Origin of the sequence: Streptomyces sp. NBC_01264 (assembly GCF_026340675.1) — a bacterium.
In the GTDB taxonomy this organism is placed as follows: domain Bacteria; phylum Actinomycetota; class Actinomycetes; order Streptomycetales; family Streptomycetaceae; genus Streptomyces.
On the sequence record NZ_JAPEOX010000001.1, the window covers coordinates 5,125,444 to 5,148,335 of the forward strand.

26 protein-coding genes are annotated in these 22,892 nt (G+C 71.9%); 16 read left to right on the top strand and 10 right to left on the bottom strand.

Annotation, left to right across the window (positions count from 1 at the left end; all coding sequences use genetic code 11):
* Positions 1–17: 17 nt before the first annotated feature.
* The 3 genes from OG435_RS23785 to OG435_RS23795 are packed head-to-tail and all read left to right on the top strand — an operon-like array spanning position 18 to position 2,526.
* The gene (locus tag OG435_RS23785; protein ID WP_266879517.1) at positions 18–329 is read left to right on the top strand and encodes a protease inhibitor I42 family protein; all 312 of its coding nucleotides are present in this window, start codon (positions 18–20) and stop codon (positions 327–329) included.
* Between the two features lie 56 nt (positions 330–385).
* Positions 386–1,045, top strand: coding sequence for a GntR family transcriptional regulator (locus tag OG435_RS23790; RefSeq protein ID WP_266879519.1), 660 nt, complete (start codon positions 386–388; stop codon positions 1,043–1,045).
* On the top strand, positions 1,042–2,526 hold the full coding sequence (locus OG435_RS23795; RefSeq protein ID WP_266879521.1) for an MFS transporter: 1,485 nt from the start codon (positions 1,042–1,044) through the stop codon (positions 2,524–2,526). The genes OG435_RS23790 and OG435_RS23795 overlap by 4 nt, the downstream gene beginning before the upstream one ends.
* A gap of 139 nt (positions 2,527–2,665) precedes the next feature.
* Here the strand turns inward: OG435_RS23795 and OG435_RS23800 are convergent, their stop codons facing one another.
* Both OG435_RS23800 and OG435_RS23805 read right to left on the bottom strand, forming a co-directional pair.
* Positions 2,666–3,307: a helix-turn-helix domain-containing protein gene (locus OG435_RS23800; protein ID WP_266882018.1), complete on the bottom strand. Its 642-nt coding sequence runs from the start codon at positions 3,305–3,307 to the stop codon at positions 2,666–2,668.
* 27 nt (positions 3,308–3,334) lie between these two features.
* On the bottom strand, positions 3,335–4,165 hold the full coding sequence (locus OG435_RS23805) for a maleylpyruvate isomerase family mycothiol-dependent enzyme (protein WP_266879523.1): 831 nt from the start codon (positions 4,163–4,165) through the stop codon (positions 3,335–3,337).
* 172 nt (positions 4,166–4,337) lie between these two features.
* Between OG435_RS23805 and OG435_RS23810 the strand changes: the two genes are divergently transcribed.
* On the top strand, positions 4,338–5,117 hold the full coding sequence (locus tag OG435_RS23810) for a carbon-nitrogen family hydrolase (protein ID WP_266879525.1): 780 nt from the start codon (positions 4,338–4,340) through the stop codon (positions 5,115–5,117).
* 33 nt (positions 5,118–5,150) lie between these two features.
* Here OG435_RS23810 and OG435_RS23815 read toward each other — a convergent pair whose 3' ends face one another.
* A complete protein-coding gene (locus OG435_RS23815) occupies positions 5,151–5,654 on the bottom strand; it encodes an LURP-one-related/scramblase family protein (protein ID WP_266879527.1) in 504 nt (167 codons plus the stop codon).
* A gap of 32 nt (positions 5,655–5,686) precedes the next feature.
* Between OG435_RS23815 and OG435_RS23820 the strand changes: the two genes are divergently transcribed.
* The gene (locus OG435_RS23820; RefSeq protein WP_266879528.1) at positions 5,687–6,487 is read left to right on the top strand and encodes a hypothetical protein; all 801 of its coding nucleotides are present in this window, start codon (positions 5,687–5,689) and stop codon (positions 6,485–6,487) included.
* Between the two features lie 28 nt (positions 6,488–6,515).
* On the opposite strand, the gene OG435_RS23825 is transcribed toward OG435_RS23820, so the two are convergent.
* Positions 6,516–6,980: an SCO4225 family membrane protein gene (locus OG435_RS23825; RefSeq protein WP_368083319.1), complete on the bottom strand. Its 465-nt coding sequence runs from the start codon at positions 6,978–6,980 to the stop codon at positions 6,516–6,518.
* 189 nt (positions 6,981–7,169) lie between these two features.
* On the opposite strand from OG435_RS23825, the gene OG435_RS23830 reads away from it, so the two are divergent.
* Complete coding sequence (locus tag OG435_RS23830) at positions 7,170–9,008, top strand: NHL domain-containing thioredoxin family protein (RefSeq protein ID WP_266879532.1); 1,839 nt, start codon at positions 7,170–7,172, stop codon at positions 9,006–9,008.
* A 73-nt stretch (positions 9,009–9,081) separates the two neighbouring features.
* Here the strand turns inward: OG435_RS23830 and OG435_RS23835 are convergent, their stop codons facing one another.
* The 5 genes from OG435_RS23835 to OG435_RS23855 form a co-directional block, all read right to left on the bottom strand.
* Positions 9,082–10,380 (bottom strand): M18 family aminopeptidase, encoded by a 1,299-nt coding sequence (locus tag OG435_RS23835; RefSeq protein WP_266879534.1) that lies wholly within the window; start codon positions 10,378–10,380, stop codon positions 9,082–9,084.
* 101 nt (positions 10,381–10,481) lie between these two features.
* Positions 10,482–11,225 carry a hypothetical protein gene (locus OG435_RS23840; RefSeq protein ID WP_266879536.1) on the bottom strand — a complete coding sequence of 248 codons (744 nt, stop codon included), beginning with the start codon at positions 11,223–11,225 and terminating at the stop codon, positions 10,482–10,484.
* Between the two features lie 189 nt (positions 11,226–11,414).
* Positions 11,415–13,241, bottom strand: coding sequence for an acyl-CoA dehydrogenase (locus OG435_RS23845; protein WP_266879538.1), 1,827 nt, complete (start codon positions 13,239–13,241; stop codon positions 11,415–11,417).
* A gap of 67 nt (positions 13,242–13,308) precedes the next feature.
* Entirely contained in the window at positions 13,309–13,725 is a 417-nt protein-coding gene (locus OG435_RS23850; RefSeq protein ID WP_266879540.1) for an ATP-binding protein, read from the bottom strand.
* A complete protein-coding gene (locus OG435_RS23855; RefSeq protein ID WP_266879542.1) occupies positions 13,722–13,928 on the bottom strand; it encodes a hypothetical protein in 207 nt (68 codons plus the stop codon). The genes OG435_RS23850 and OG435_RS23855 overlap by 4 nt, the downstream gene beginning before the upstream one ends.
* 120 nt (positions 13,929–14,048) lie before the next feature.
* Between OG435_RS23855 and OG435_RS23860 the strand changes: the two genes are divergently transcribed.
* From OG435_RS23860 to OG435_RS23875, 4 genes are read left to right on the top strand one after another with little or no spacing between them, the layout of a single operon-like run.
* Complete coding sequence (locus OG435_RS23860; protein WP_266879544.1) at positions 14,049–14,843, top strand: helix-turn-helix domain-containing protein; 795 nt, start codon at positions 14,049–14,051, stop codon at positions 14,841–14,843.
* Positions 14,824–15,105, top strand: coding sequence for a DUF397 domain-containing protein (locus OG435_RS23865; protein WP_266879546.1), 282 nt, complete (start codon positions 14,824–14,826; stop codon positions 15,103–15,105). Before OG435_RS23860 ends, OG435_RS23865 begins: the two co-directional genes overlap by 20 nt.
* Positions 15,106–15,153: 48 nt before the next feature.
* Positions 15,154–15,618, top strand: a complete 465-nt coding sequence (locus tag OG435_RS23870) for an SseB family protein (RefSeq protein WP_266879547.1) — start codon at positions 15,154–15,156, stop codon at positions 15,616–15,618.
* 31 nt (positions 15,619–15,649) lie between these two features.
* Positions 15,650–16,600: an ArsR/SmtB family transcription factor gene (locus tag OG435_RS23875; protein WP_266879549.1), complete on the top strand. Its 951-nt coding sequence runs from the start codon at positions 15,650–15,652 to the stop codon at positions 16,598–16,600.
* A 15-nt stretch (positions 16,601–16,615) separates the two neighbouring features.
* Here OG435_RS23875 and OG435_RS23880 read toward each other — a convergent pair whose 3' ends face one another.
* A complete protein-coding gene (locus OG435_RS23880; protein WP_266879551.1) occupies positions 16,616–17,050 on the bottom strand; it encodes a hypothetical protein in 435 nt (144 codons plus the stop codon).
* Positions 17,051–17,244: 194 nt separating this feature from the next.
* Between OG435_RS23880 and OG435_RS23885 the strand changes: the two genes are divergently transcribed.
* From OG435_RS23885 to OG435_RS23910, 6 genes are all read left to right on the top strand, one after another.
* Complete coding sequence (locus tag OG435_RS23885) at positions 17,245–17,613, top strand: peptidase inhibitor family I36 protein (RefSeq protein ID WP_266879553.1); 369 nt, start codon at positions 17,245–17,247, stop codon at positions 17,611–17,613.
* A gap of 38 nt (positions 17,614–17,651) precedes the next feature.
* Positions 17,652–17,816: a hypothetical protein gene (locus tag OG435_RS23890; protein WP_266879555.1), complete on the top strand. Its 165-nt coding sequence runs from the start codon at positions 17,652–17,654 to the stop codon at positions 17,814–17,816.
* Between the two features lie 120 nt (positions 17,817–17,936).
* A complete protein-coding gene (locus OG435_RS23895) occupies positions 17,937–18,938 on the top strand; it encodes a pirin family protein (protein ID WP_266879557.1) in 1,002 nt (333 codons plus the stop codon).
* 324 nt (positions 18,939–19,262) lie between these two features.
* The gene (locus OG435_RS23900; protein WP_266879559.1) at positions 19,263–20,825 is read left to right on the top strand and encodes a peptidoglycan-binding protein; all 1,563 of its coding nucleotides are present in this window, start codon (positions 19,263–19,265) and stop codon (positions 20,823–20,825) included.
* A 2-nt stretch (positions 20,826–20,827) separates the two neighbouring features.
* The gene (locus OG435_RS23905; RefSeq protein WP_323187944.1) at positions 20,828–21,601 is read left to right on the top strand and encodes an ABC transporter ATP-binding protein; all 774 of its coding nucleotides are present in this window, start codon (positions 20,828–20,830) and stop codon (positions 21,599–21,601) included.
* A complete protein-coding gene (locus OG435_RS23910) occupies positions 21,598–22,857 on the top strand; it encodes an ABC transporter permease (RefSeq protein ID WP_430625676.1) in 1,260 nt (419 codons plus the stop codon). The genes OG435_RS23905 and OG435_RS23910 overlap by 4 nt, the downstream gene beginning before the upstream one ends.
* The last annotated feature ends 35 nt before the right edge of the window (positions 22,858–22,892 follow it).

Sequence of the window (22,892 nt, forward strand, 5' to 3'; positions counted from 1 at the left end):
GGAGAGGAGCGGTCCGCGTGGAGGTCCGCGAGGTGGTGCTCGCGCCCGGTGAGCCGTACGAGCTGCGGCTCACCGTGCGCGGTGCGCGCGGCTACGTCTGGACCTGGCGGGTGACGGGCGACGCGGACGCCGTCGCGGTGGCGCAGGCCCCGCCGGCCGCCGCACCGCAGCCGACGGAGCCGCCGCTGCCCGGGGCGACGGTGGAACGGCTGTACCTCGTACGGGGGCGGGTGGCGGGCCGGGCCAGGATCCGCTTCGCGCAGGTCCGTCCGCCGTATCCGGACGAGGCCCCGTACGACGAGTTCGTGCTGGACGTCACGGTGCGGTGAGGTCCACATACTGGACAACCCTCAACTTGCACCTCTGTTGTATCTATGCTGTGCGCATGCCACCCGCCAGTACCCCCGCCACCACCGTGACCGCTGCCGAACGCGTCTACCAACACGTCAAGCAGGCCGTGCTCGACCGCCGCTACGAGGGCGGGGTGCTGCTGACCGAGGGCGAGCTCGCGGTGGCCGTCGGGGTCTCGCGCACACCGGTCCGCGAGGCGCTGCTGCGGCTGGAGACCGAGGGGCTGCTGAAGCTGTACCCGAAGAAGGGCGCCCTCGTCCTCGCAGTCTCCGCCCAGGAGATCGCCGACGTGATCGAAACCCGGCTGCTGGTCGAGGAGTTCACCGTCCGTCAAGCCGTGCCCGCCCCGGCCGGACTGCTGGAACGGCTCGCGGAACTGGTCGAGGAGCAGCGCCGGCTCGGCGACGCGGGCGAGCTCGCGGCGATGATGGCCGCCGACCGGGCCTTCCACGCGGAGATCGTGCGCAGCGCCGGCAACCAGATCCTCTGCCGCCTCTACGACCAACTGCGCGACCGCCAGCTCCGCATGGGCGTGGCCCTGCTGCACGCACACCCCGAGCGGGTGGAGCGGACGCTGGCTGAGCACCGGGAGATCCTCGACGCCCTGCGCGCGGGCGACGCCGACACGGCCGCCGCGGCGGTACGGGCCCACGTGAGCCGGGTCGGGGAACTGGTGCGGGGGTCCGCCCGATGAGCTCCGCGTCCGCCGCGTCCGCCGCGTCCGCCGCGTCCGCCGCCGCCCCCGCCGCGTCCCCCGCCGTCTTCAAGGACCCGCCGGGCGGCCGCAGGGCGGTGCTCGTCTGGTCCATCGGCGTCGCCGTCTACTTCGTGGCGGTCATCTTCCGCACCAGCCTCGGTGTCGCCGGGCTGGAGGCCGCCGACCGCTTCCACGTGAACGCCTCGGCGCTGTCCACGTTCTCCCTGCTCCAGCTCCTGGTCTACGCGGGCATGCAGATACCCGTCGGCCTGATGGTGGACAGGCTCGGCACCAAGAAGGTGCTCACCCTCGGCGCCGTGCTCTTCACCGCCGGCCAGATCGGCTTCGCGCTCTCCCCCTCCTACGGGATGGCCCTGGCGGCCCGCGCCCTGCTGGGCTGCGGGGACGCCATGACCTTCATCTCCGTACTGAGGCTCGGCACCCGCTGGTTCCCGGCCCGCCGGGGCCCGCTGATGGCGCAGCTGGCGGGGCTGGTCGGGATGGCCGGCAACCTGATCTCCACGCTGGTACTGGCCCCCGTGCTGCACGGCGTCGGCTGGGTGCCCGCGTTCGCGGGCAGCGCGGTGGCGGGGCTGATCGTCCTGGTCCCGCTGGTGCTGTTCCTGCGCGACCACCCGGAGGGACACGAGCCCGCGCCGCGCGCGGCCACCGGCGCGGGCGGCTTCGTACGGCGCCAGATCGCCGACTCCTGGAAGGAGCCCGGCACCAAGCTCGGGCTGTGGGTGCACTTCACGACGCAGTTCCCGGCGATGGTGTTCCTGCTGCTGTGGGGCATGCCCTTCCTCGTCGAGGCCCAGGGGCTCTCGCGCACCACCGCGGGCGGACTGCTGACGCTGGTGGTCGCCTCGAACATGGCGCTCGGGCTGGTCTACGGCCAGGTCGTCGGCCGCCGGCAGTCCTCCCGGATCCCGCTGGCCCTGGGCACGGTCGCCCTGACCGCCCTCCTCTGGGGCTCGGTCCTGGCGTACCCCGGGGACCACGCGCCGATGTGGCTGCTGATCGCGCTCTGCCTGGTGCTGGGCACGTGCGGACCGGCGTCGATGATCGGCTTCGACTTCGCCCGCCCCGCCAACCCGGCGGATCGTCAGGGCACCGCCTCCGGAATCACCAACATGGGTGGTTTCCTCGCCTCCATGACGACCCTGCTGGTGGTGGGCCTGCTGCTCGACGCCACCGGGGACAACTACCGCATCGCGTTCTCCTCGGTCTTCGTCCTGGAACTCCTGGGCATCGCCCAGATCCTGCGCCTGCGCGGTCGCGCCCTGGCCCGCGAACGCGAGCGGGCGGCTGTGCTCGTCCCGGTCGCCCCGGTCGCCCCGGTCGCCCCGGTCGTCCTCGCCGCGGCGTCGGCTTCGGCGCCGCTTCCGCCGGCCCCGGTACCGGCGGCCACCGCCGTGGTCGCCTCCGGGGCCGGCACCCCCGTCGGCACCCCTGCCGACCCAGGGCCCGCCCGGTGAGGTCCGGTGGCGGCCCGGCATCCGCGTAGGCCCCGTACCGCGCGCGGGGGACGGGCCCGGGCGGGACAGACCCCCGTCCTTTCCCGCCCGTCCGTCCGTCCGCTCCGCGGAGTCGGGTTCCGGCCAACGCCTGCCGAGCCTATGAGGGCTCCGCGCGGTCGCGTGTGCACTGCGCGCAGGGACTGTTGACAATCCGCGCAGCAGGTTTGGCGGCCCGTGGGGCGGATCGCACAGCCGCGCGGCGGAACGCGCTCGGGCCGGCCCCGTACGTCTCCCGGAACAGCCGGCTGAACACCGAGGCGTTGGTGAATCCCCAGCGCAGGGCCACGCTGTGGACGGGGACGGCCAACTGTCCGGGGTCGGAGAGGTCCTCGCGGCAGCGCTCCAGCCGGCGGCGGCGGATCGAGGCCGCCACACCCTCCCCGCGCTCCCGGAAGAGGAGCTGCAGCCTGCGCAGCGACAGACCGTGGCGGGCGGCGACCACGGACGGGCTCAGCCCGGGATCGCCGAGGTTGTGCCCGATGAAGGTGTCGATCCGGGTCAGCAGTGCCCGGGTGCGGACCTCCCCGGACGGCTCGCCCTCGACCTGGTCGGCACCGGCCAGGGCGATGGCGATGGCGTTCAACTGCTCCAGCTCGGCCGGGGTGCACTCCTCCCCGTGCGCGGCCAGGGAGCGCAGGTACTGCGCGAGGATCGCCCCCGTGCCCCGCTCGGCGGGGATCCGCGCCGGGTCCCCGGGGAAGGAGCCCGGCTCGGAGGAGTCCGAGCCAGGGGACGGCATCACCGGCCACACCAAGCCGTATCCGGCCTACGGGGTCACGGAGAAGTGGGTCAGGATCGCCTCGGCCAGCGCCGGGTCACCCTCCACCTTCACCCGGTCGGCGACGGTGTGCGCACGCACCCGGCCGGCCGCGAGGCGTACGTACGTCTCCCAGTCCAGGGTCACGGTCACCGCGGGACCCAGCGACGGGGCCTTGTCGATGGTGCCGCGGCCCTCCGCGTCGACCCGTACGGTCCGCATGAACTCCAGCGCCCCGTGCACGTCGATGACGACGGCCGAGTTCGCGGGCGCGCCCGCCTTCTTCGCGACCACCTTCGGCAGCCCGGCCAGCAGCAGGTCCCTGGCCACGTAGGCACCCGGCGAGTCCCAGTTCCCCGGTACGCCCAGGGCCGCCCGCAGGTCCTGCTCGTGGATCCACACGTCGAAGGCGCGCAGCCGGAGCGAGTCCTCCAGGGTGGCCGGCTCGCCCAGCGGGCCGCGGATGATCGTGTCCGGTTCCCGCTTCTCGTTCCGCAGCTGCCGCGAGCGGCGGATGATCGTGTACTCCAGCTCGGAGGTCATCTCGGGCGCGGTGTGGTGGCGCCGTACGTCGACCTGCACCTCCATGTACCGGGAGAACTCGTCGACCACGTGCCGCAGGTCCCGCGGCAGGGTGTGGATCGGCCGCGGGTCGCCCAGCTGCTCGCACTCGATGCCGATGACGTGGGACACGACATCGCGCACGGACCAGTTCGGGCAGGGCGTCGCCCGGCTCCACTCGCCTTCCGTCAACGGAAGGACCAGCTCGGATATCGCCTCGATGGAGTGGGTCCACGCGTCGGCATAGGGCTGAAGGCTGGGATGCGGATGGACGGTCAACGGGACCCCTCGCGTGCTGTTCATCGGCCTGTTGGCGCGTTACGTGCAGTGGCGCGTTCTGGAAGCTTGTGCAATGGCTTCAAAACTACGCTGCCGGTGAGCACCCCGGCAGTGCTTTCGTGTGACGATCGTAGGCCCGAGTTGACGGCTTGAAAGCCAGGACGGTGGTACTGTGCGCGCTTCTCTGATCCAAATCGCGGTGAATGAGGCGGAGTCGGTGGTTTCCCGCCGCTCCAGGGCAGCTGAACTCGTGCGCGAGCAGTCCGGCTCGGACCTCGTCGTCCTGCCGGAACTGTGGACCGTGGGCGCCTTCGCCTACGAGCAGTTCGAGACAGAGGCCGAGCCGCTGGACGGCCCCACCTACGAGGCCATGGCCGCGGCCGCCCGTGACGCCGGGGTCTGGCTGCACGCGGGCTCCTTCGTGGAGCGCGCGGGCGACGGCTCGCTCTACAACACCGCGCTCGTCCTCTCCCCGACGGGCGAGCTCGCCGCCACGTACCGCAAGATCCACCGCTTCGGCTTCGACCAGGGCGAGGCCGTCATGATGTCCGCGGGCGAGTCCCTGACCACGGTCGCCCTGCCGGAGCAGACCCTGGGCCTGGCCACCTGCTACGACCTGCGCTTCCCGGAGCTGTTCCGCGGCCTGGTCGACGCCGGGGCGACGACGCTGGTCGTCTCCGCGGGCTGGCCGGCCCGCCGCCGTGAGCACTGGACCCTGCTGAACCGGGCGCGGGCCGTCGAGGACCAGTCGTACGTCCTCGCCTGCGGGTCGGCCGGGACCAACGGGGGCGTGGAGCAGGCCGGCCACAGCCTGGTCGTCGACCCGTGGGGCGAGGTCCTCGCGGAGGCGGGCCCGGGGGAGGAGGTCCTGACGGTGGACCTCGACCCGCAGAAGGTCGCCGAGACCCGCGAGCAGTTCCCGGCCCTGAAGGACCGCCGCCTCGGGCTCTGAGCCCGTCGAGGGGCGCTGCTCGACCGGCCGGGGCTAATCGCCGCCCGGGCCCTCGCGTTCCTTCTCCGCCATCCGGATCACGCACACGGCGACGGCTACGAGCAGCGAGGCGTCGGCGTCCTCGCGGATCACGTCGACGGCGTACGTCTCGCGGATCCGGTACCACTGGCGGGAGATCAGCGCGAGCAGCTCCCCGTCGTACTCGACCTTGAACTCGCGGTCCAGGATCCGCCCGCTGACATCGAGTTCGGTGCCCTCGTTGAGCGTGACCAGGTAGTGGTTGCGCAGCAGCGAGAACCGCTTCTTGCGGATCACCGCGAGCCGCCGCTCGTCGCGCTCCAGCGTCATCGCGTCGCGCAGGGCGAAGAGCTTCTCCCGCAGCGTGATGAGGATCCGCCCGTCGGGGTCCTTCAACTCCAGGGTGTCCCGGAACCGCAGGGCCTTCCCGTCGACGAGGAAGGCGTGCCGCCCGTCCTCGTCCTCGATCCAGTAGTCGTCCCCGACGGCCAGCATTTTGTCCCGTACCAGGTATTTCACGCCCTCATCGCTGCCCGCGATAGGTTCCGGTCATGCCACTTCTCTACGTGACCGACCTGGCGTACCCGGCGCGCGGCCGCCGCTACGGCGACGAGGACGTCTTCCTCACCGCACGCCTGCGCGAACACTTCCCCCTCGCCCTCTGCCACCCCCTGGACGCGGAGGCCCTCCTCCCCGCCTTCGACACCGTGGTCGTCCGCAACAGCGGCCCGGTCCTCCACCACCAGGAGGCCTACGACTCCTTCCGCACGGCCGCCCTCGCTGCCGGCACCCGGGTCTACAACCCGCTGACGGGCCGCGGCGACATGGCGGGCAAGCAGTACCTGGTCGACCTGACCGCCTCGGGCCACCCGGTCATCCCGACGATCGACGACCCGGCGCACCTGTCCCTCCTCCCCGCGTCCCCCGCCTACGCGGTGAAGCCGAAGCAGGGCGCGGACTCGATAGGCCTGACCTTCACCCCTCACCCGGACTGCGCCCCGGGAGAGTTCCTGATCCAGCCGCGCATCGACTTCTCCTACGAAGTCTCCTTCTACTTCGTGGACGACACCTTCCAGTACGCCCTCTACGCCCCCGACCCGGACCGCCGCTGGGAGCTCGTCCCCTACGACCCCACCCCCGCGGACCTCTCCTTCGCCCGCACCTTCATCACCTGGAACACCCTCACGCACGGCATCCAGCGCGTGGACGCCTGCCGCGCCCCCTCGGGCGACCTCCTCCTGGTGGAGCTGGAGGACCTCAACCCGTACCTCTCCCTGGACCTCCTCCCGCCCGAGGTCCAGAACACTTTCGTCACCTCCCTGGTCCGCTCCCTCCACAGCTTCGGAGCCTGATCCCTGATCCCGGACCCGGGTGCGAGGGCTAGAGCTGCACGCGCCTGGCCCCCTGCCGCGCCACGTAGCGGAGCAGGGCCCAGATCGCGGTGGCGTTGACCAGGGCACTGACCAGGAGCGCGCCGACGAGGCCGAACTCGGCCCCCACGCCGAACTTGTCGTCGCCGGACATGTCCGGCGCGACCCAGTCCGAGGGGCGCGGCACGGACTCCGGGTCGAAGTCCGCCCCGGTGGGCACCGGAAGGGGAGGCGGCTCCACCCCGCCGTACGCGGGCTCCACGACCGGGGCGGACTCGTCCAGGGCGTCCGCCGCGGGTCCGAAGCCGCTCAGCAGCAGCATGCTGACCGGCGCGGTGGCCAGGATCGGCAGGGCCGCGAACATCCCGATGTCACCGGTCCGGCTGCCGATCACGACATAACCCAGCATCGCGACCACCACCGCCAGGTACGCACCGGGCACCCACATCTCAGCCTTCGACCAGCGCCGCACCATGACGTCCACCGTTCCCGTTCCGCTTCGTTCGTTGTGCCCCCAGTCTCGAAGCCCCCGTGCCCCGCCACCTGAGTACGCCTACTCATCCTGTCCGGCCTGCGTACCTGGTCAGAGCTGGTGCGTACGCCCTGAGCAGGCGTTTCGTACGGGCGTGATCCTGCGTTCACAGGTGGATGGCAAGCTTGAAGCATGAACGATGCTGCCCCGGCGCCCACCCCCGCGCCCGCACCCCGCAAGCGTGCCCGTGTCCGTGCCCCCGAGCTGATCGGCAAGGGCGGCTGGCTCAACACCGGCGGGAAGGAGCTCACCCTCGCTGACCTGCGAGGTAAGTGCGTTGTTGTGGATTTTTGGACCTTCTGCTGTGTGAACTGCCTCCACGTGCTCGACGAGCTCCGTGAGCTGGAGGAGAAGCACCGCGACACCGTCGTGATCGTCGGCGTGCACTCGCCGAAGTTCGTGCACGAGGCCGAGCACTCCGCCGTCGTCGACGCCGTCGAGCGGTACGGGGTGCACCACCCCGTGCTCGACGATCCCGAGCTCGCGACCTGGAAGCAGTACGCCGTCCGCGCCTGGCCCACGCTCGTGGTGATCGACCCCGAGGGGTACGTCGTCGCGCAGCACGCCGGTGAGGGGCACGCGCACGCCCTCGCGAAGCTCGTGGAGGAGCTGGAGGCCGAGCACGAGGCCAAGGGGACGCTGCGGCGCGGGGACGGGCCGTACGTGGCGCCCGAGCCGGTGGCGGGGGACCTGCGGTTCCCCGGGAAGGCGCTCGTGCTGCCGTCCGGGAACCTGCTCGTCTCCGACACGACCCGGCACCAGCTGGTGGAGCTGGCTCCCGACGCGGAGAGCGTCGTACGGCGCATCGGTGGCGGGGAGCGCGGCTTCGGGCCGGACTCCTTCAGCGAGCCGCAGGGGCTCGCCCTGCTCCCCGACGGGTCCGTCGTCGTCGCCGACACCGTCAATCACGCGCTGCGGCGCTTCGACCCCGCGACCGGGACCGTGGAGACCGTCGCCGGGACCGGCCGGCAGTGGTGGCAGGGGTCCCCGACCTCCGGGCCGGCCCTCGAGGTCGACCTGTCCTCGCCGTGGGACGTCGCCTGGTGGCAGGGCCGGGTGTGGATCGCCATGGCGGGCGTCCACCAGCTGTGGACCTGGGACCCGGAGAGCGGCACCGTCGCCGTCGCCGCCGGGACGACCAACGAGGGGCTGCACGACGGGCCGGCCGCCGAGGCCTGGTTCGCGCAGCCGTCCGGGCTCGCGGCCACCGAGGACCGGCTGTGGATCGCCGACTCCGAGACCAGCGCCCTGAGGTACGTCGAGGTGGACGAGGGCGGCTACGCCATCCGCACCGCCGTCGGCTCCGGCCTCTTCGACTTCGGGCACCGGGACGGCGACGCCGCCCAGGCCCTGCTCCAGCACCCGCTCGGCGTCACCGCGCTGCCCGACGGCTCGGTCGCGGTGTGCGACACGTACAACCACGCCCTGCGCCGCTACGACCCGGCCACCGACCAGCTCACCACCCTCGCCACCGACCTGCGCGAGCCCAGCGACGCCGTGCTGGTCGGGGACGACATCGTGGTCGTGGAGTCCGCCCGGCACCGGCTGACCCGACTGCGCCTCCCGGAGGAGGCCGTACGGGTCGACGCGATCGCCCACCGCACCCGGCGGGCCGCCACCGAGGTGGCCCCCGGCACGCTCCGGCTCGACATCGTCTTCCAGGCGCCGTCGGGCCAGAAGCTCGACACCCGCTACGGCCCCTCCACCCGCCTGCTGGTCTCCTCGACCCCGCCGGAGCTCCTGACGGCGGGCGACGGCCCCGGCACGGACCTCTTCCGGGAGCTGACCCTGAACCCGGCCCTGACCGAGGGCGTCCTGCACGTCTCCGCGATGGCCGCCTCCTGCGACGACGACCCGGCCAACGAATTCCCGGCCTGCCACGTCCACCAGCAGGACTGGGGCGTCCCGCTCACCGTCACCCCCGACGGCACGAGCCGCCTGCCCCTGGTCCTGGCCGGGATGGACGACTGAGCCCACACGTCACCGTGCCCGCCGGGGGATCTTCCCTCGGCGGGCACGGTCATGACGGGTCGTCGGTGGAGGCTCAGTTCTCCAGGAACGCCAGCATCACGTTGGCCAGGAGGTACGGGTCGTCCGCGCCGCACAGTTCGCGGGCGCTGTGCATCGAGAGGATGGCCACGCCGATGTCGACCGTCTGGATGCCGTGGCGGGCCGCGGTGATCGGGCCGATCGTCGTGCCGCACGGCATCGAGTTGTTGGAGACGAAGGTCTGCCACGGGACGCCGGCGCGTTCGCAGGCGCTCACGAACACCGCGCGGCCGCTGCCGTCGGTGGCGTAGCGCTGGTTGACGTTGACCTTCAGGATCGGGCCGCCGTTGGCGCGGGGGTGGTGCGTGGGGTCGTGCCGCTCCGCGTAGTTGGGGTGCACGGCGTGGCCGGTGTCCGAGGAGAGGCAGATGGCGCCGGCGAAGGCCCGCGCGCGGTCCTCGTAGGAGCCGCCCCGCGAGAAGACTGAACGTTCCAGCACGTTGCCCAGCAGGGGTCCGTCCGCGCCGGTGTCCGACTGCGAGCCGTTCTCCTCGTGGTCGAAGGCGGCCAGCACCGGGATGTGGTCGAGGGTGTCGCCGGCCGAGGCCGCCACCAGCGCCGCCACGGCCGCGTGGACCGACAGGAGGTTGTCCATGCGCGGGCCCGCGAGCAGCTCGCGGTCGCGGCCCAGGTAGGCCGGGGGCTCGATGGAGTGGACCATCAGGTCCCAGCCGGCGACGGAGCCGCGTTCCAGTTCTTCCTCGTCCTCCAGGAAGGCGATCAGGTCGCCCTCGTGGACGTCGCCGAGGCCCCAGATCGGCTGCATGTGCCGCTGCTTGTCCAGCTTGAGCCCGTCGGAGTTCACCGACCGGTCCAGGTGCACGGCGAGTTGGGGTACGCGCATCAGCGCACGGTCGATGTTGACGAGCCGTTCGGTGCCGTCGAGCAGGGTGAGGCGTCCGGCCAGGCCCAGGTCGCGGTCGAGCCAGGTGTTGAGCAGGGTGCCGCCGTAGATCTCCACGGCGATCTGGCGCCAGCCCTGGGCGCCGGTGTCGGGCAGCGGCTTGACCCGGAGGTTGGGGGAGTCGGTGTGCGCGCCGATGATCCTGAACGGCGTGTGCGCGGCCGCGCCTTCGGGCACGTACCAGGCGATGATCGCGCCCCCGCGGAGTACGAACTTGCCTCCCGTGCTCGCGTCCCACGCGTCGGTCTCGGCCAACTGCCTGAATCCGGCCTTCTCCAGCCGCTCGGCCGCGTTGGCCACGGCGTGGTACTGCGACGGACTCGCCGCCAGGAAGGTCATCAGGTCGTCGGTGTGGCCGCGGTCGAAGCGGGCGGCGGCGGGAGAGCTCATGTGGTTCACCTTAACGACGGTCGTGTTCGTCATGGCCGGACTGCGGCGGATGGCCGGAGGGGAGGGGCCCCACGGGCGGGGTGGCCCGGCCCCGGGGCCTGTCAGCCCGGCGGACGGTCGAAGCGGCGCTGCAACTGTCTGCGCTCGCCCCGGCGGATGCGCGGGAGCATCTCCGGGGTCTGCGCGGAGCGCTGTGCGCGTCTCTTGCGTCCGGCGCAGAAGATACAGGCCTCACCGGGAGGGGCGTCGGGATCGATGGGTGCGCCGGGGTGCTCGGAGCATCCGGAGGCGTTGCGCGGGCGCGACAGCTCGCGCGCCACGATGAAGGCGCGGTGCAGGTCGTCGGCCATCGCGACGAAGTCCTCGGGGGGCGAGGACAGGCTCAGGTGGAAGCGGCGCTCCTCGACCGTGCGCAGGCGGGTCTGCAGCGCTTGGAGCGTGTACGGGGGCTCGGGCACGGGGTAGCCGAGCCGGCGCTGCTCCCCGGCGGGCGGGGTGGCGGCGGCCGCGGCGCGGGCGCCCTGGGCGCGCAGTCCGAGCCGGCGCCGGTCGTTGCAGATCAGGCAGCGCCCCCAGCCGTCGGGCGCCTCGGGGTCCAGGGCGCCGTTGGGGTGCTCCGGGCAGCCGGTGTAGCTCTTGGCGGGGGCGAGCCCGGCGGCGGTCTGGAAGGCGGTGTAGAGGGCGTCGGCCACCGATTCGTACTCGGTGGGATGGGCGCCCTCGTAGAGCTCCTTGAGGTGGTCGCCGAGGCTGCCCACGGCGGACTGCAGCTCCTTGAGGGCATAGGGCCGCCCGGTGGGGACCGAGTACCCCCTGCTGCCGCGCTGCTGCTCCTGTGGACTCATACCCACGAGCGTCCCACGAACCACGGACATCCCGGGAAACCCGCAGACCACAGGCGGTACGGGGCTGTGTACGGGGCCTCACGGCGACCGTCGGCCCCCGCGCACGCCGACGGCCGGGTCCCCGTGCGGAGGACCCGGCCGACTGCGCGTACGTACACCGCGTACAGCTGGGGACGGAGGGTACGGGGCCTAGAAGGCGGCCTCGTCGAGCTCCATCAGGGTGTTGTCGACGGCCTCGGCGAGCGCGCGGGCCACCGCGACGCCCGGGAGGACCTCGCCGGCGAAGAACTTCGCGGCGGCGATCTTGCCGGTGTAGAACGGCACGTCCTTGGCGGAGGCGGCCGGCAGCTTCTCGGCGGCCACGGCCGCGCCCTTGAGGAGCAGGTAGCCGACGACCACGTCACCGGAGGCCATCAGCAGGCGGGTGGTGTTCTGGCCGACCTTGTAGATGTTCTTGACGTCCTCGCCGGTGGCGGTGAGGTCGACGACCATCTGGCCGACGATGGCCTCCAGGTCGACGGCGGCCTTGGCGAGCGCGTCGCGGGCCGGGGCCAGCTCCTCGCCGCCTTCGCCCTCGGCCAGGAACTTCTTGATCGTCTCGGTGAGGACGTTCAGCGCGGCGCCCTGGTCGCGGACGATCTTCCGGAAGAAGAAGTCCTGGCCCTGGATGGCCGTGGTGCCCTCGTAGAGGGTGTCGATCTTGGCGTCGCGGATGTACTGCTCGATCGGGTATTCCTGCAGGTAGCCCGAGCCGCCGAAGGTCTGGAGCGACTGCGCGAGCTGCTCGTAGGACTTCTCGGAGCCGTAGCCCTTCACGATCGGCAGGAGCAGGTCGTTGAGGCCCACGAGGGACGCGGTGTCCTCGCCGGCGGCCTGCTTGACCTGGATCTCGTCCTGGACGGAGGCGGTGTACAGCACCAGGGCGCGCATGCCCTCGGCGTACGCCTTCTGCGTCATGAGCGAGCGGCGCACGTCGGGGTGGTGCGTGATGGTGACCTTGGGGGCCGTCTTGTCCATGAAGTTGGCCAGGTCCGGACCCTGCACGCGCTCCTTGGCGTACTCCAGGGCGTTCAGGTAACCGGTCGACAGGGTCGCGATGGCCTTCGTGCCGACCATCATCCGGGCGAACTCGATGATCATGAACATCTGGCGGATGCCGTCGTGCTTGTCACCGATCAGCCAGCCCTTGGCGGGGTGCTGGTCGCCGAAGGTCATCTCGCACGTGTTGGAGGCCTTGAGGCCCATCTTGTGCTCGACGTTCGTCGCGTAGACGCCGTTGCGCTCGCCCAGCTCGCCGGTCTCCCAGTCGAAGTGGAACTTGGGCACCAGGAAGAGCGAGAGCCCCTTCGTGCCCGCGCCGTGGCCCTCGGGGCGCGCGAGGACGTAGTGGAGGATGTTCTCCTCCATGTCGTGCTCGCCCGAGGTGATGAAGCGCTTGACGCCCTCGATGTGCCAGGAGCCGTCGTCCTGCTGGACCGCCTTGGTGCGGCCCGCGCCGACGTCCGAGCCGGCGTCCGGCTCGGTCAGGACCATGGTGGAGCCCCAGCGCTTCTCGACCGCGAGCGCGGCGATCTTCTTCTGGACCTCGTTGCCCTCTTCGAAGAGGACGCCGGCGAAGGCCGGGCCGGAGGAGTACATCCACACGGCCGGGTTCGCGCCCAGGATCGTCTCGGCGAAGGCCCAGATCAGGGAGCGGGGCGAGGTGGTGCCGCCGATCTCCTCGGGCAGACCCAGACGCCAGTACTCGGAGTCCATGAAGGCCTTGTAGCTCTTCTTGAAGGACGCCGGGACGGGCGCGGTGTTGGTCGTCGGGTCGAAGACCGGCGGGTTGCGGTCGGCGTCCTCGAAGGAGGCGGCCAGCTCGTTCTCGGAGAGCTTGGCTATCTCGCCGAGGATCGTGCGGGCGGTCTCGCTGTCCATCTCACCGAACGGGCCGGTGCCGTACACGTTGTCGCGCCCGAGCACCTCGAAGAGGTTGAACTCGATGTCGCGGAGATTCGACTTGTAGTGCCCCATGGCGACGGCTCCGTTAAGGCTCGGTGAGAGTGGTTCCTCGTGCATACCAATCGGTAACGTAATGATGCTACCCACCGGTAATAAGAGCAACCCTTCCGTGGCGACTGTGACCAGGGTCAAGTTCGAGCTCGCACCAGACGGTCTTGCTCCCGGGTCCCTGGATGACACCCCATTGCAGCGCGAGCGCGTCGAGCAGGGCTAGACCCCGCCCGGATTCGTCGCCGTCCGTCGTGTCCCGCCTTACGGGGCGTGCGCGCGGGTCGGGGTCGGTGAGCTCGACGCGTGTACGCGCTGCCCTTCCGGTGACCCGCAGCGTGACGGCCGTGCCGTGGCCCAGGTGGGCGAGGGCGTTGGTGAGCAGCTCGCTCACGCAGAGCTCGGCGTCGGGGGAGGCCCCGGGCCCCAGGTGCGCCCGCACTGCGTGGCGGGCCAGGGGGACGGAGTCGGGGGTGGCGAGGAGGTGGAGCGTGAGGTCGCTGTTCACCGGCCCGCCAGGGCTTCGGCCAGTCGCTGCGCGGTGGCCGGGTTGCAGTTGCCGAGGGCGATGAGGGGTGGGGTGGCGTACCGCCCGGCGTAGGAGAGGAGGTGCAGGTCGAGGGACGGGAGGGTGATCCCGTGCGTTTCGAGTGCGGCTCGGAGGTTCTCCAGGGCCTGGGTCGCCTCGTGGTCGTGGGGGTGGTCGCTCATGGCGGAGCCGTGCCTTTCGCAGCGGGGAGTGACGAACTGCTCACAGCGTGACGCGGCCCGGCGTACCGTTGGAAGGGTTTCGAGTTCCGCTGGACAAGTGGCAAATGGCGGTGGTGGGTTGTGCCCGCTCGTAAGGACCCCGACGCTTCGGCGAACGTCCCCTCCTTCTATGGCGCGGAGCTGCGTTACAAACGGGAATCGGCTGGTCTCACGCTGGAACAGCTGGCGGAGGGCAGCTTCCGGGGGGTGCCGTTCCTGAGCCAGATCGAGCACGGCGAGCGCCGGATGCCGCTGGATCTGGCCCGGCACGTGGACGGGAAGCTGGGGACGGACGGGTTTTTCGAGCGCCGCTGTGAAGATGCGCGCAAGGCGAGGCAGTCCGGGCATGCGGAGTATTTCGCGGACGTCGCCGAGATGGAGCCATTTGCCGAGACGATTGAGGAATGGGCTCCGATGCTCGTGCCGGGGCTGTTGCAGACCCCGGCCTACGCACGGGCGCTCACCCGGGCAGCGATGCCCCGGGCCCTGGACAGCGAGGTCGAGGAAAAGGTGCAAGCCCGCGTCGCGCGGGCCCAGCTGTTCAGGGGTGAGATGCCCCCGTCCTACTGGGTGGTCCTGGACGAGTCACTGATCCGGCGGCAGGTCGTTCCCGCCGGGGCGATGGCTGAGTTGTTGGACCACATCGCGAGCGTGGTCAGAACCACTCGCTCCATTCTGCAGATCGTTCCGGAAACGGCTGCGGCCCACCCGTTCATGATGGGCATGGCCAAGATGATGACCTTCGTGGACGCACCGCCCGTCGTGTACACCGAGAGTCTGCACAGCGGGCAACTCATCGACTTTCCGGCCCTCGTGAACCTGGCGAGGATCGACGCAGCTGCAGAGGACTTCAGAAATGGCAAGCACCGCGATTGACTTGACGTCTGCCTGCTGGCGCAAGAGCAGCTTCAGCAACGGCACGGGCGGCGACTGCGTCGAGGTCGCCGAGGCGTTCCCCGGCGCCGCGCGCTGGCGAAAGAGCACCCACAGCAACGGCAGCGGCGGCGAGTGCGTCGAGGTCGCCGACGGGCTCACCGGAACCGTCCCCGTGCGGGACTCCAAGGACCAGGGCGGGCCCGTCCTCATGATCGGGGCCACCGCCTGGGCGGGCTTCGTGCGGGGGCTGAAGTCCCACTGACCGGAACTCGACGCACCGGCGGGCCCCCGCCTCGGTAGGCTTCGGGCCATGTACGGCTATGACCAGAACGTGAGCGCGGGGCAGCAGGGCTACGCCCAGCCCCAGCAGGGCTACGCGCAGCAGCAGCCTCAGCAGCCGCTGTACCCCGAGCCCTCGCCGCCCTCCCTCGCGGACGCGGTACGCGCCTTCACGACCGGGTCGCTGTCCGCCGAGGACTTCCAGCAGATCTTCGCCTCCTCGAAGGTCTACTGCCCGCGGGGCGACACCCCGGGCTTCCTCGCGCTGCACAACACCCAGCAGCCGGTCATCCCGATGTTCACCACGCTCAAGGAGCTGCGCCGGTACGCCGGCAAGGAGTCCAAGTACTTCGTGATCACCGGCGCCGAGGTGATCGACCTGCTGCCCACCGGGTACGGCTTCGTCCTCGACATGGAGGGCGACCACCGGATGGTCTTCGACGCGAAGGCGGTCGAGCAGATGGTCGACTACGCCATGCGCCGCATGTACGGCTAGGAGCCGACGCCGGGGGGCGGACCTGCTGCGCGTGCACTTCGAGGCCGAGGACCTGCTCAACGTCACCTTCGCGAGCGAGCCCCTGCCCCTGGTGGAGCTGGCCCTCGCGCTGGTGGCCGCGCAGCGTACGGACCAGCAGGCGGTTTTCGGCCGCTGGCGCAGCCTCGCCGCGCGGGAGCTGCCCGGGCGGGTGCGGCCGCTCTTCGACCTCCTGCGCCCCGACGGGGACAACCCCCACTTCGTGGAGCCGTACGCGCGCGGCCTGGAGGAGGGCATCGCCGTCATCCGGGACCGGATCCCCCTCCTCACGCCGGAGGGGCTGGCCCGCGCCGCGACCCGCGCGCCCGGGTCCCCGTCCTGGCTGCGCGCCCTGTGGGGGCAGGACCGGGAGGCCTGGCAGCAGCTCGACTCCGCGATCCGGTCGGCGTACGAGGTCCTGATCGCCCCGCACTGGCCGCGCATCCGGCAGTCCTTCCAGGCGGACGTGGCCTGGCGGACCAGGCTGCTGGCCGCGCACGGGATCAAGGCCTGCCTGGCGAGCACGCATCCGGCGGCGGACTGGTCGGGCCTGGTCTTCGAGGTGGGCCGGCCGCCGGACTACGAGGTCCGGCTCGGCGGGCGCGGGCTGGTGCTGATGCCCTCGCCGTTCTGGACGGGCCGCCCGCTGCTGGACGAGCACCCGGACGGGACGTACGTACTCCTCTACCCGGCGCTGACCCCCCTGCCGCTGGTCTCCCCGGACCGGGCGGACGGCGCGCTGGACGCGCTGCTGGGGCGGACCCGGGCGGCGGTGCTCCAGCTGCTGATCGAGCGGCGGACCACCTCCGAACTGGCCCGCGACCTCGACATCAGCCTCCCGTCGGTCTCGGAGCACACCCGCACCCTGCGCGCGGCGGGCCTGATCACCACGGCGCGGGACGGCAAGGCGGTGCTGCACTCGGCGACCGCCCTGGGCGTGGACCTCATCCACAGCGGCGGCTGACCGCGCGGCCGACCTTCAGGAGCGGTGGCGCAGCCGCCATACGATCGCCGCCACCGTGATCAGGGCGACGGCCAGGGCGCCGTACGTCCACAGGAGGGCGAGGTCGGGGCGGTGGGCCAGGGAGGTGCGGATGCCCGCGCAGGACAGGGCGGCGATCGCCTCGGCGCCGCCGTCCACGCCCTTGAACCCCGTCGCCCAGCGCAGCAGCAGGCAGCAGGCCAGGCAGAGGACGCCGAAGGCGGCGAGATAGGGCCACGGCGAGCCGGGGAGCGGTTCGAGGGGCAGGCCTGTGGCTGCCCAGCGGTAGGAGGCGTACCCCAGGGCCACGACTGCGGCCGCGAGGGCGACGGACCAGCCGAGTGCGGCGAGCGCGGGCTGCGCCTTCCCGTGCCGGGCGTCCGCCCCCGCGTCCGCCTCCGCGCCGTCGGCCTCGTTCGTCGAGGTGGTCACTGATCGGGCTCCTGTCGTGGGGCGTGCGTCGGTCCGTACGCATCGATGGTGTCGATCATGAGGACGCCCGTCCGGGGCCCCTGGTTGGCCGGGCGCAGGTTTCGGCGGTACCCGAAAGGATCGCGGCGGTGGCCGAGAGTCCCGAATATCAGTGCTGCGGGGGGAAACCCGCTCTGACTGACAGGGGGACTGTGATGACACGTACGTCCTTACGCACGAAGCTCGCGGCAGTGGCGGCCACGGGGGTGATGGCGCTGGGTACGGGGGTCCTGGCGGCATCGCCCACGCAGGCCGCCACGGCGGCGGCCGACTGCCCGTACACCTACTTCTGCGCCTACGAGGGGCCCAACTACACCGGCCGCTCGATCAAGATGTGGCAGTGCAGCGATGTCCGGTGGATCCCGTGGGCCGGAACGAACGGCTCCTGGATCAACAACCAGACCCCGGGCACGCGTGCGGTGTTCTCGCTCTCCAACGGGTCGAGCGCCTCCACGTACGGCGCCTACTACGCGGTGTCCGAGCGCATCGACTGGCGCTCGGTCTACTCCATCGACCCCTGCTAGGGCGGTCCCCGTCCCGAGCTCCATCCGAGGAGGCAGCAATGACCCGTACGACTTCCACCACCCGTAAGGCGCTCCGCGCGAAGGCCGCCGCGGTACTGGCCACAGTGGCCCTGGCGGTGGGCGTGGGCGCCCTCGCCGCGGCCCCGGCGCAGGCCGCCACCGCGCACCTGTGCCGGGACGCCAACCCGGCCTGCAACACCTGAACGACCGGCGCAAACCGAGCTACGGGCCCCGGGGGAATTCCCCCGGGGCTCCTTCTGTTCTGTCGGGTGGCAGAAAGTTCGGGTTTCAACTAAACTCGACGCCAGAAGGAGGTTCCGACCATGCCTGCAGTGACTGTGGAGAACCCGTTGACGCTCCCTCGCGTCGGGGAGCCCGCCCAGGAGACGACCGCCCGCAAGGTGCTGGCCGTCACGACCGCCCCGGGTGGTTTCGAGGGCGAGGGATTCCCGGTGCGCCGTGCGTTCGCCGGGATCAACTACCAGTACCTCGACCCGTTCATCATGATGGACCAGATGGGCGAGGTGGAGTACGCGCCGGGCGAGCCCAAGGGCACCCCCTGGCACCCCCACCGCGGCTTCGAGACCGTCACCTACCTGATCGACGGAACCTTCGTCCACCAGGACAGCAACGGCGGCGGCGGAGTCATCAACGGCGGCGACACCCAGTGGATGACGGCCGGCAGCGGCCTGCTCCACATCGAGGCCCCGCCGGAGTCGCTCGTGCTGTCCGGCGGGCTCTTCCACGGCCTCCAGCTGTGGGTGAACCTCCCCGCCTCCGACAAGATGATGCCCCCGCGCTACCAGGACATCGGCGGCGGCCAGGTCCAGCTGCTCTCCACCCCGGACGGCGGCGCCCTGCTCCGCGTCATCGCCGGTGAGCTGGACGGCCACGAGGGCCCGGGCATCACCCACACCCCGATCACGATGATCCACGCGACGGTGGCACCCGGCGCGCAGATCACCCTCCCGTGGCGCGAGGACTTCAACGCCCTGGCGTACGTCATGGCCGGGCGCGGCTCGGTCGGCGAGGACCGGCGGCCCATCCACACCGGGCAGACCGCGGTCTTCGGCGAGGGCGGCTCGCTGACCCTGCGCGCGGACGAGGGCCAGGACGCCAACGCCCCGGCGCTGGAGATCGTCCTGCTCGGCGGCCGGCCGATCCGGGAGCCGATGGCGCACTACGGGCCGTTCGTGATGAACAGCAAGCACGAGCTCCAGCAGGCGTTCGACGACTTCCAGGCGGGCCGGCTGGGCCGCATCCCCACCACCGCCCGCACCGGCCTCGGCCACCGCGGGACGGGCGAGGCCGACACCGAGTCGTAGGCCGCGCGCCCGAACCCCGTACGGCGAAGCCCCTGGCCATCCGGCCCGGGGCTTCGCCGTGTCGTGACGCGGCGCATCAGCGGGAAGCGGCGCCGGATCATGGCCGGAACTTGATCGTTCCGGGCTGATGAGGCTGTGGACCAACCCGTAACTACGTCCTATTCTTTGGGCGCTCGGCCCGGAAGGCGCAGGCGGCCCGGCGCCCCGGTCCGTCCCTGGCGGATCCGCCGGGCGGGGCCGGAGTGCTCGCTCGGGCCGACTCGCCCCCTCGTGCTCAGCTCGTCGGCTGATCCGCGCAAACCCGCGAGGCGAAGAAGGACACGGATGGCGCAGGACATGGGCACGACGGTCGACGTGGCTCAGCCGGGCCTTCCGGGCCTTCCGGGCCTTCCGGGCCTTCCGGAGTCCGAAATACCCGAAACGACACCCGACCCGGCACCCGAAGCAGCACCCGAGCCGACCAGCGGTACGTCCGGCCGTCGCCGGTGGCTGGCGGCCGTGGCCGTGGGGGCCGTGATCGCCACGCTCGGCGGTCTGGGGGCGGCCCTGCTGGTGAAGTCGCCCGCGCAGGTCGCCGCGGACGCCGCCGCGCCCCGGCCCGACGTGCTGACCGCGACGGTGGAGCACCGGGTGCTCACGTCCTCCGTCATCACCCGGGGCCAGGTCGTCGCGGGCCAGACGGTCGAGGTGGTCCCCCAGGTGACCGCCGGGGTGGGTGCCGCGCGTCCGGTGATCACCAAGCTGCGGGTGCGGCCCGGGGACACGGTGAAGGCCGGGCAGGTCCTGATGGAGGTCTCCGGGCGGCCCGTGTTCGTCCTGGAGGGCAGCCTGCCCGTCTACCGCGACCTGACCCCGGGCGCCACGGGCGACGACATCGCCCAGGTGCAGAAGGCGTTGAAGGCACTGGGTCACTCCTCGGCGCCCGACGCCGCGGGCAGCTTCGGCGCCGGCACGAAGGGCGCGCTCAACTCCTTCTACAAGGCGGTGGGTTACAGCCCCGTACCCGCGAACGGCACGGAGGGCGACCCGGTCGCGGAGGCCCGGAGCCAGGTCACGGCCGCCCAGCGGGCGCTGGAGGACGCCCGGAGCGCGCAGGCGCAGGCGTCCAGGCCGGGTGCCAAGCCGAGCGCCAAACCGGGCGAGGAGGCGGCGGCCACCTCCGGCGGCGACGGCGGGAAGGCCGTGCGCAGGGCGCAGGAGGACCTGGCCGAGGCGAAGAAGAAGCTCGCCGCCGCCGAGGCGGCCGCCGGGCCGAAACTGCCCGCGGCCGAGGTGGTGTTCCTGCAGAGCTTCCCGGCCCGGGTGGACTCGGTGGTCGCGAAGGTGGGCGCCGAGGCGACCGGTACCGCCATGACGCTCTCCGCCGGCACGCTGGTGGTGCAGGCGTACGTCCCCGAGTACCAGAAGGACCTCATCCAGGCGGGACGCGCGGCCGAGATCTACTCCGAGGTGACCGGCCTGTCCGCGAAGGGCCAGGTCACGCTCGTCTCCGACAAGCGTTCCGAGGCCGGCTCCCCGGCCGGACAGCCGAAGCCGGGCGCGGACGCGCCCGCCCCGGGCGGCCAGGGAGCGACCGGGTGGCTCGTGGAGATCACCCCCGGTGCGCCGCTGAAGCCGGAACTGACCGGCCAGGACGTACGCGTCACCGTCACCGCGGCGTCCACGGACGGCAAGTCCCTCGTCGTACCGATCACCGCGATCAGCTCCGGGGCCGACGGCCGGACCACCGTGACCGTGCTCGACGGGAGCGGGGAGCGGCGCCGGGTGGAGATACGGACGGGCACGGCCGGGGACGGTTTCGTGGCCGTCGTCCCCGTGGCGGACGGCTCGCTGGCGGGCGGCGACCGGGTGGTCACCGGGGTCGCGCGCGAGAAGGCTTCCCCGTGACAGTGAATGTGGACGTGGACGTGGACGTGACCGCGATCGTGGACGCGAACGTGGCCTCCGAGCCGGTCATCGAGTTCCGCGGGATCGGGCTGACCTATCCCGGTCCGCCTCCCGTGGCCGCACTCAAGGCCTGCGACCTGACCGTTGGGCGGGGCGAGTTCGTCGCCGTCGTCGGCCCGTCGGGTTCGGGGAAGTCCACGTTCCTCAACATCGTCGGACTGTTGGACGCGCCCACCGGGGGAACGTACCTCCTGGACGGCATCGACACCGGCACGCTCCGCGACGCCGACCGCACCGCCCTGCGCGGACTGCGCATCGGCTTCGTGTTCCAGTCCTTCCACCTGCTGCCCCAGCGCAGCGCGTTGGAGAACGTCATGCTCGCCCTCGTCTACGACGGCACCCCGCGCCGGGAGCGGCGCGCCCGTGCCCGTCACGCGCTGGAGCAGGTGGGCCTCGGCCATCGCCTCGACTCGCTGCCCACGCGGCTGTCCGGCGGGGAACGCCAGCGGGTGGCCATCGCCCGCGCGCTGGTGACCCGGCCCTCCCTGCTGCTGTGCGACGAACCGACCGGCAACCTCGACACGGCGAACGCCGATTCCGTACTGGCCCTGCTGGAGCGGCTGCACGCGGAGGGCATGACGGTCCTGGTGATCACCCACGATCCCCTCGTCGCCGCCCGCGCCAAGCGCACGGTGACGATCCGGGACGGGGTGCTGAGCGTCTCGGACCCGGCCGCGGCCGCTTCGGCCCCGGCCGCGTCGGAGGTGGCCCGGTGAGGCCGGTGCGGCGTACCCGGCGCGCGCGGCGGGACGGTCGCATCCGTCCCTCCGTGTTCGGGTGGCGCGACGTGCTCTCCGAGTCCCTCGCCGGAATGCTCCAGCGGCCCGGCCGCTCGGCGTTGACCGGCCTCGGTACGGTGCTCGGCGTGGGCACGTTCGTGGCGATCCTCGGGCTGACCACCACCACCTCCTCCCAGATCGACACCCGGTTCAACGCCCTCAGCGCGACCGAGGTGAACGTCGAGGACATCGCCCACGAGCAGGACGAGTTCGCCGGCCCCGCCTTCCCGAAGGACGCCGACGCGCGGATCGAGCACCTCAACGGGGTGGAACACGCAGGGGTGTTCTGGCCGGTGAGGCTGACGGCGGAGGAGGCCGTACGGTCCTCCGCGGTGGTCGGGGACCGCCTCGCCCAGGGCAGTACCGACGTCGTGGCCGCCTCGCCCGGGGTGCTCGCCGCGGCGGGTGCGCGCCTGGCCGAGGGAAGGCTCTACGACGCCTACGCCTCGGAACACGAGGCCCCGGTGGCCGTCATCGGCACGGGGGTCGCCGACCGGCTCGGCATCACCACCCTGGAGACCAACCCGGCGATCTTCATCGGCGGCCGGCCCTTCACCGTGGTCGGCATCATCGCCGACACGGACCGCAAGGCCGACCTCCTGCTGTCGGTCGTCGTACCCCACACCACCGCGGAACGGATCTGGGGCGCGCCCGACTCCGGCGGGGCGAAGATGCTGATCACGACCAGGATCGGCGCGGCCGCGCAGATCGGCCACGAGGCCCCTACGGCGCTGCGCCCCGACCATCCCGAGTACTTCAAGTCCGTGCCGCCGCCGGACCCCAAGATGCTGCGGGGCCAGGTCGGCGACGACCTGAACCGGCTGTTCCTGCTGCTGGCGGCGATCTGCCTGGTGATCGGCGCCGTCGGCATCGCCAACACCACCCTGGTCGCCGTCCTGGAGCGCACGGGGGAGATCGGTCTGCGCCGGGCCCTGGGCGCACGCGGGCGCCACATCACCGTGCAGTTCCTCGCGGAGTCCGGTGCGCTCGGCGCGCTGGGCGGCCTCGTGGGGACCTCCCTGGGCGTCCTGACCGTGGTCACGGTCGCCGTGTTCCGCGACTGGACCCCGGTGGTCCACCCGGCCACGGCGGCAGCGGCGCCGGTCATCGGACTGCTGACGGGCCTCGTCGCGGGTCTCTACCCCGCATGGCGCGCCGCGCGCGTCCAGCCGGCGGAGGCCCTGCGCCGCTGAGGCCGGGCCCGGTCCCTTGCAGGTCCCCGCCGCCC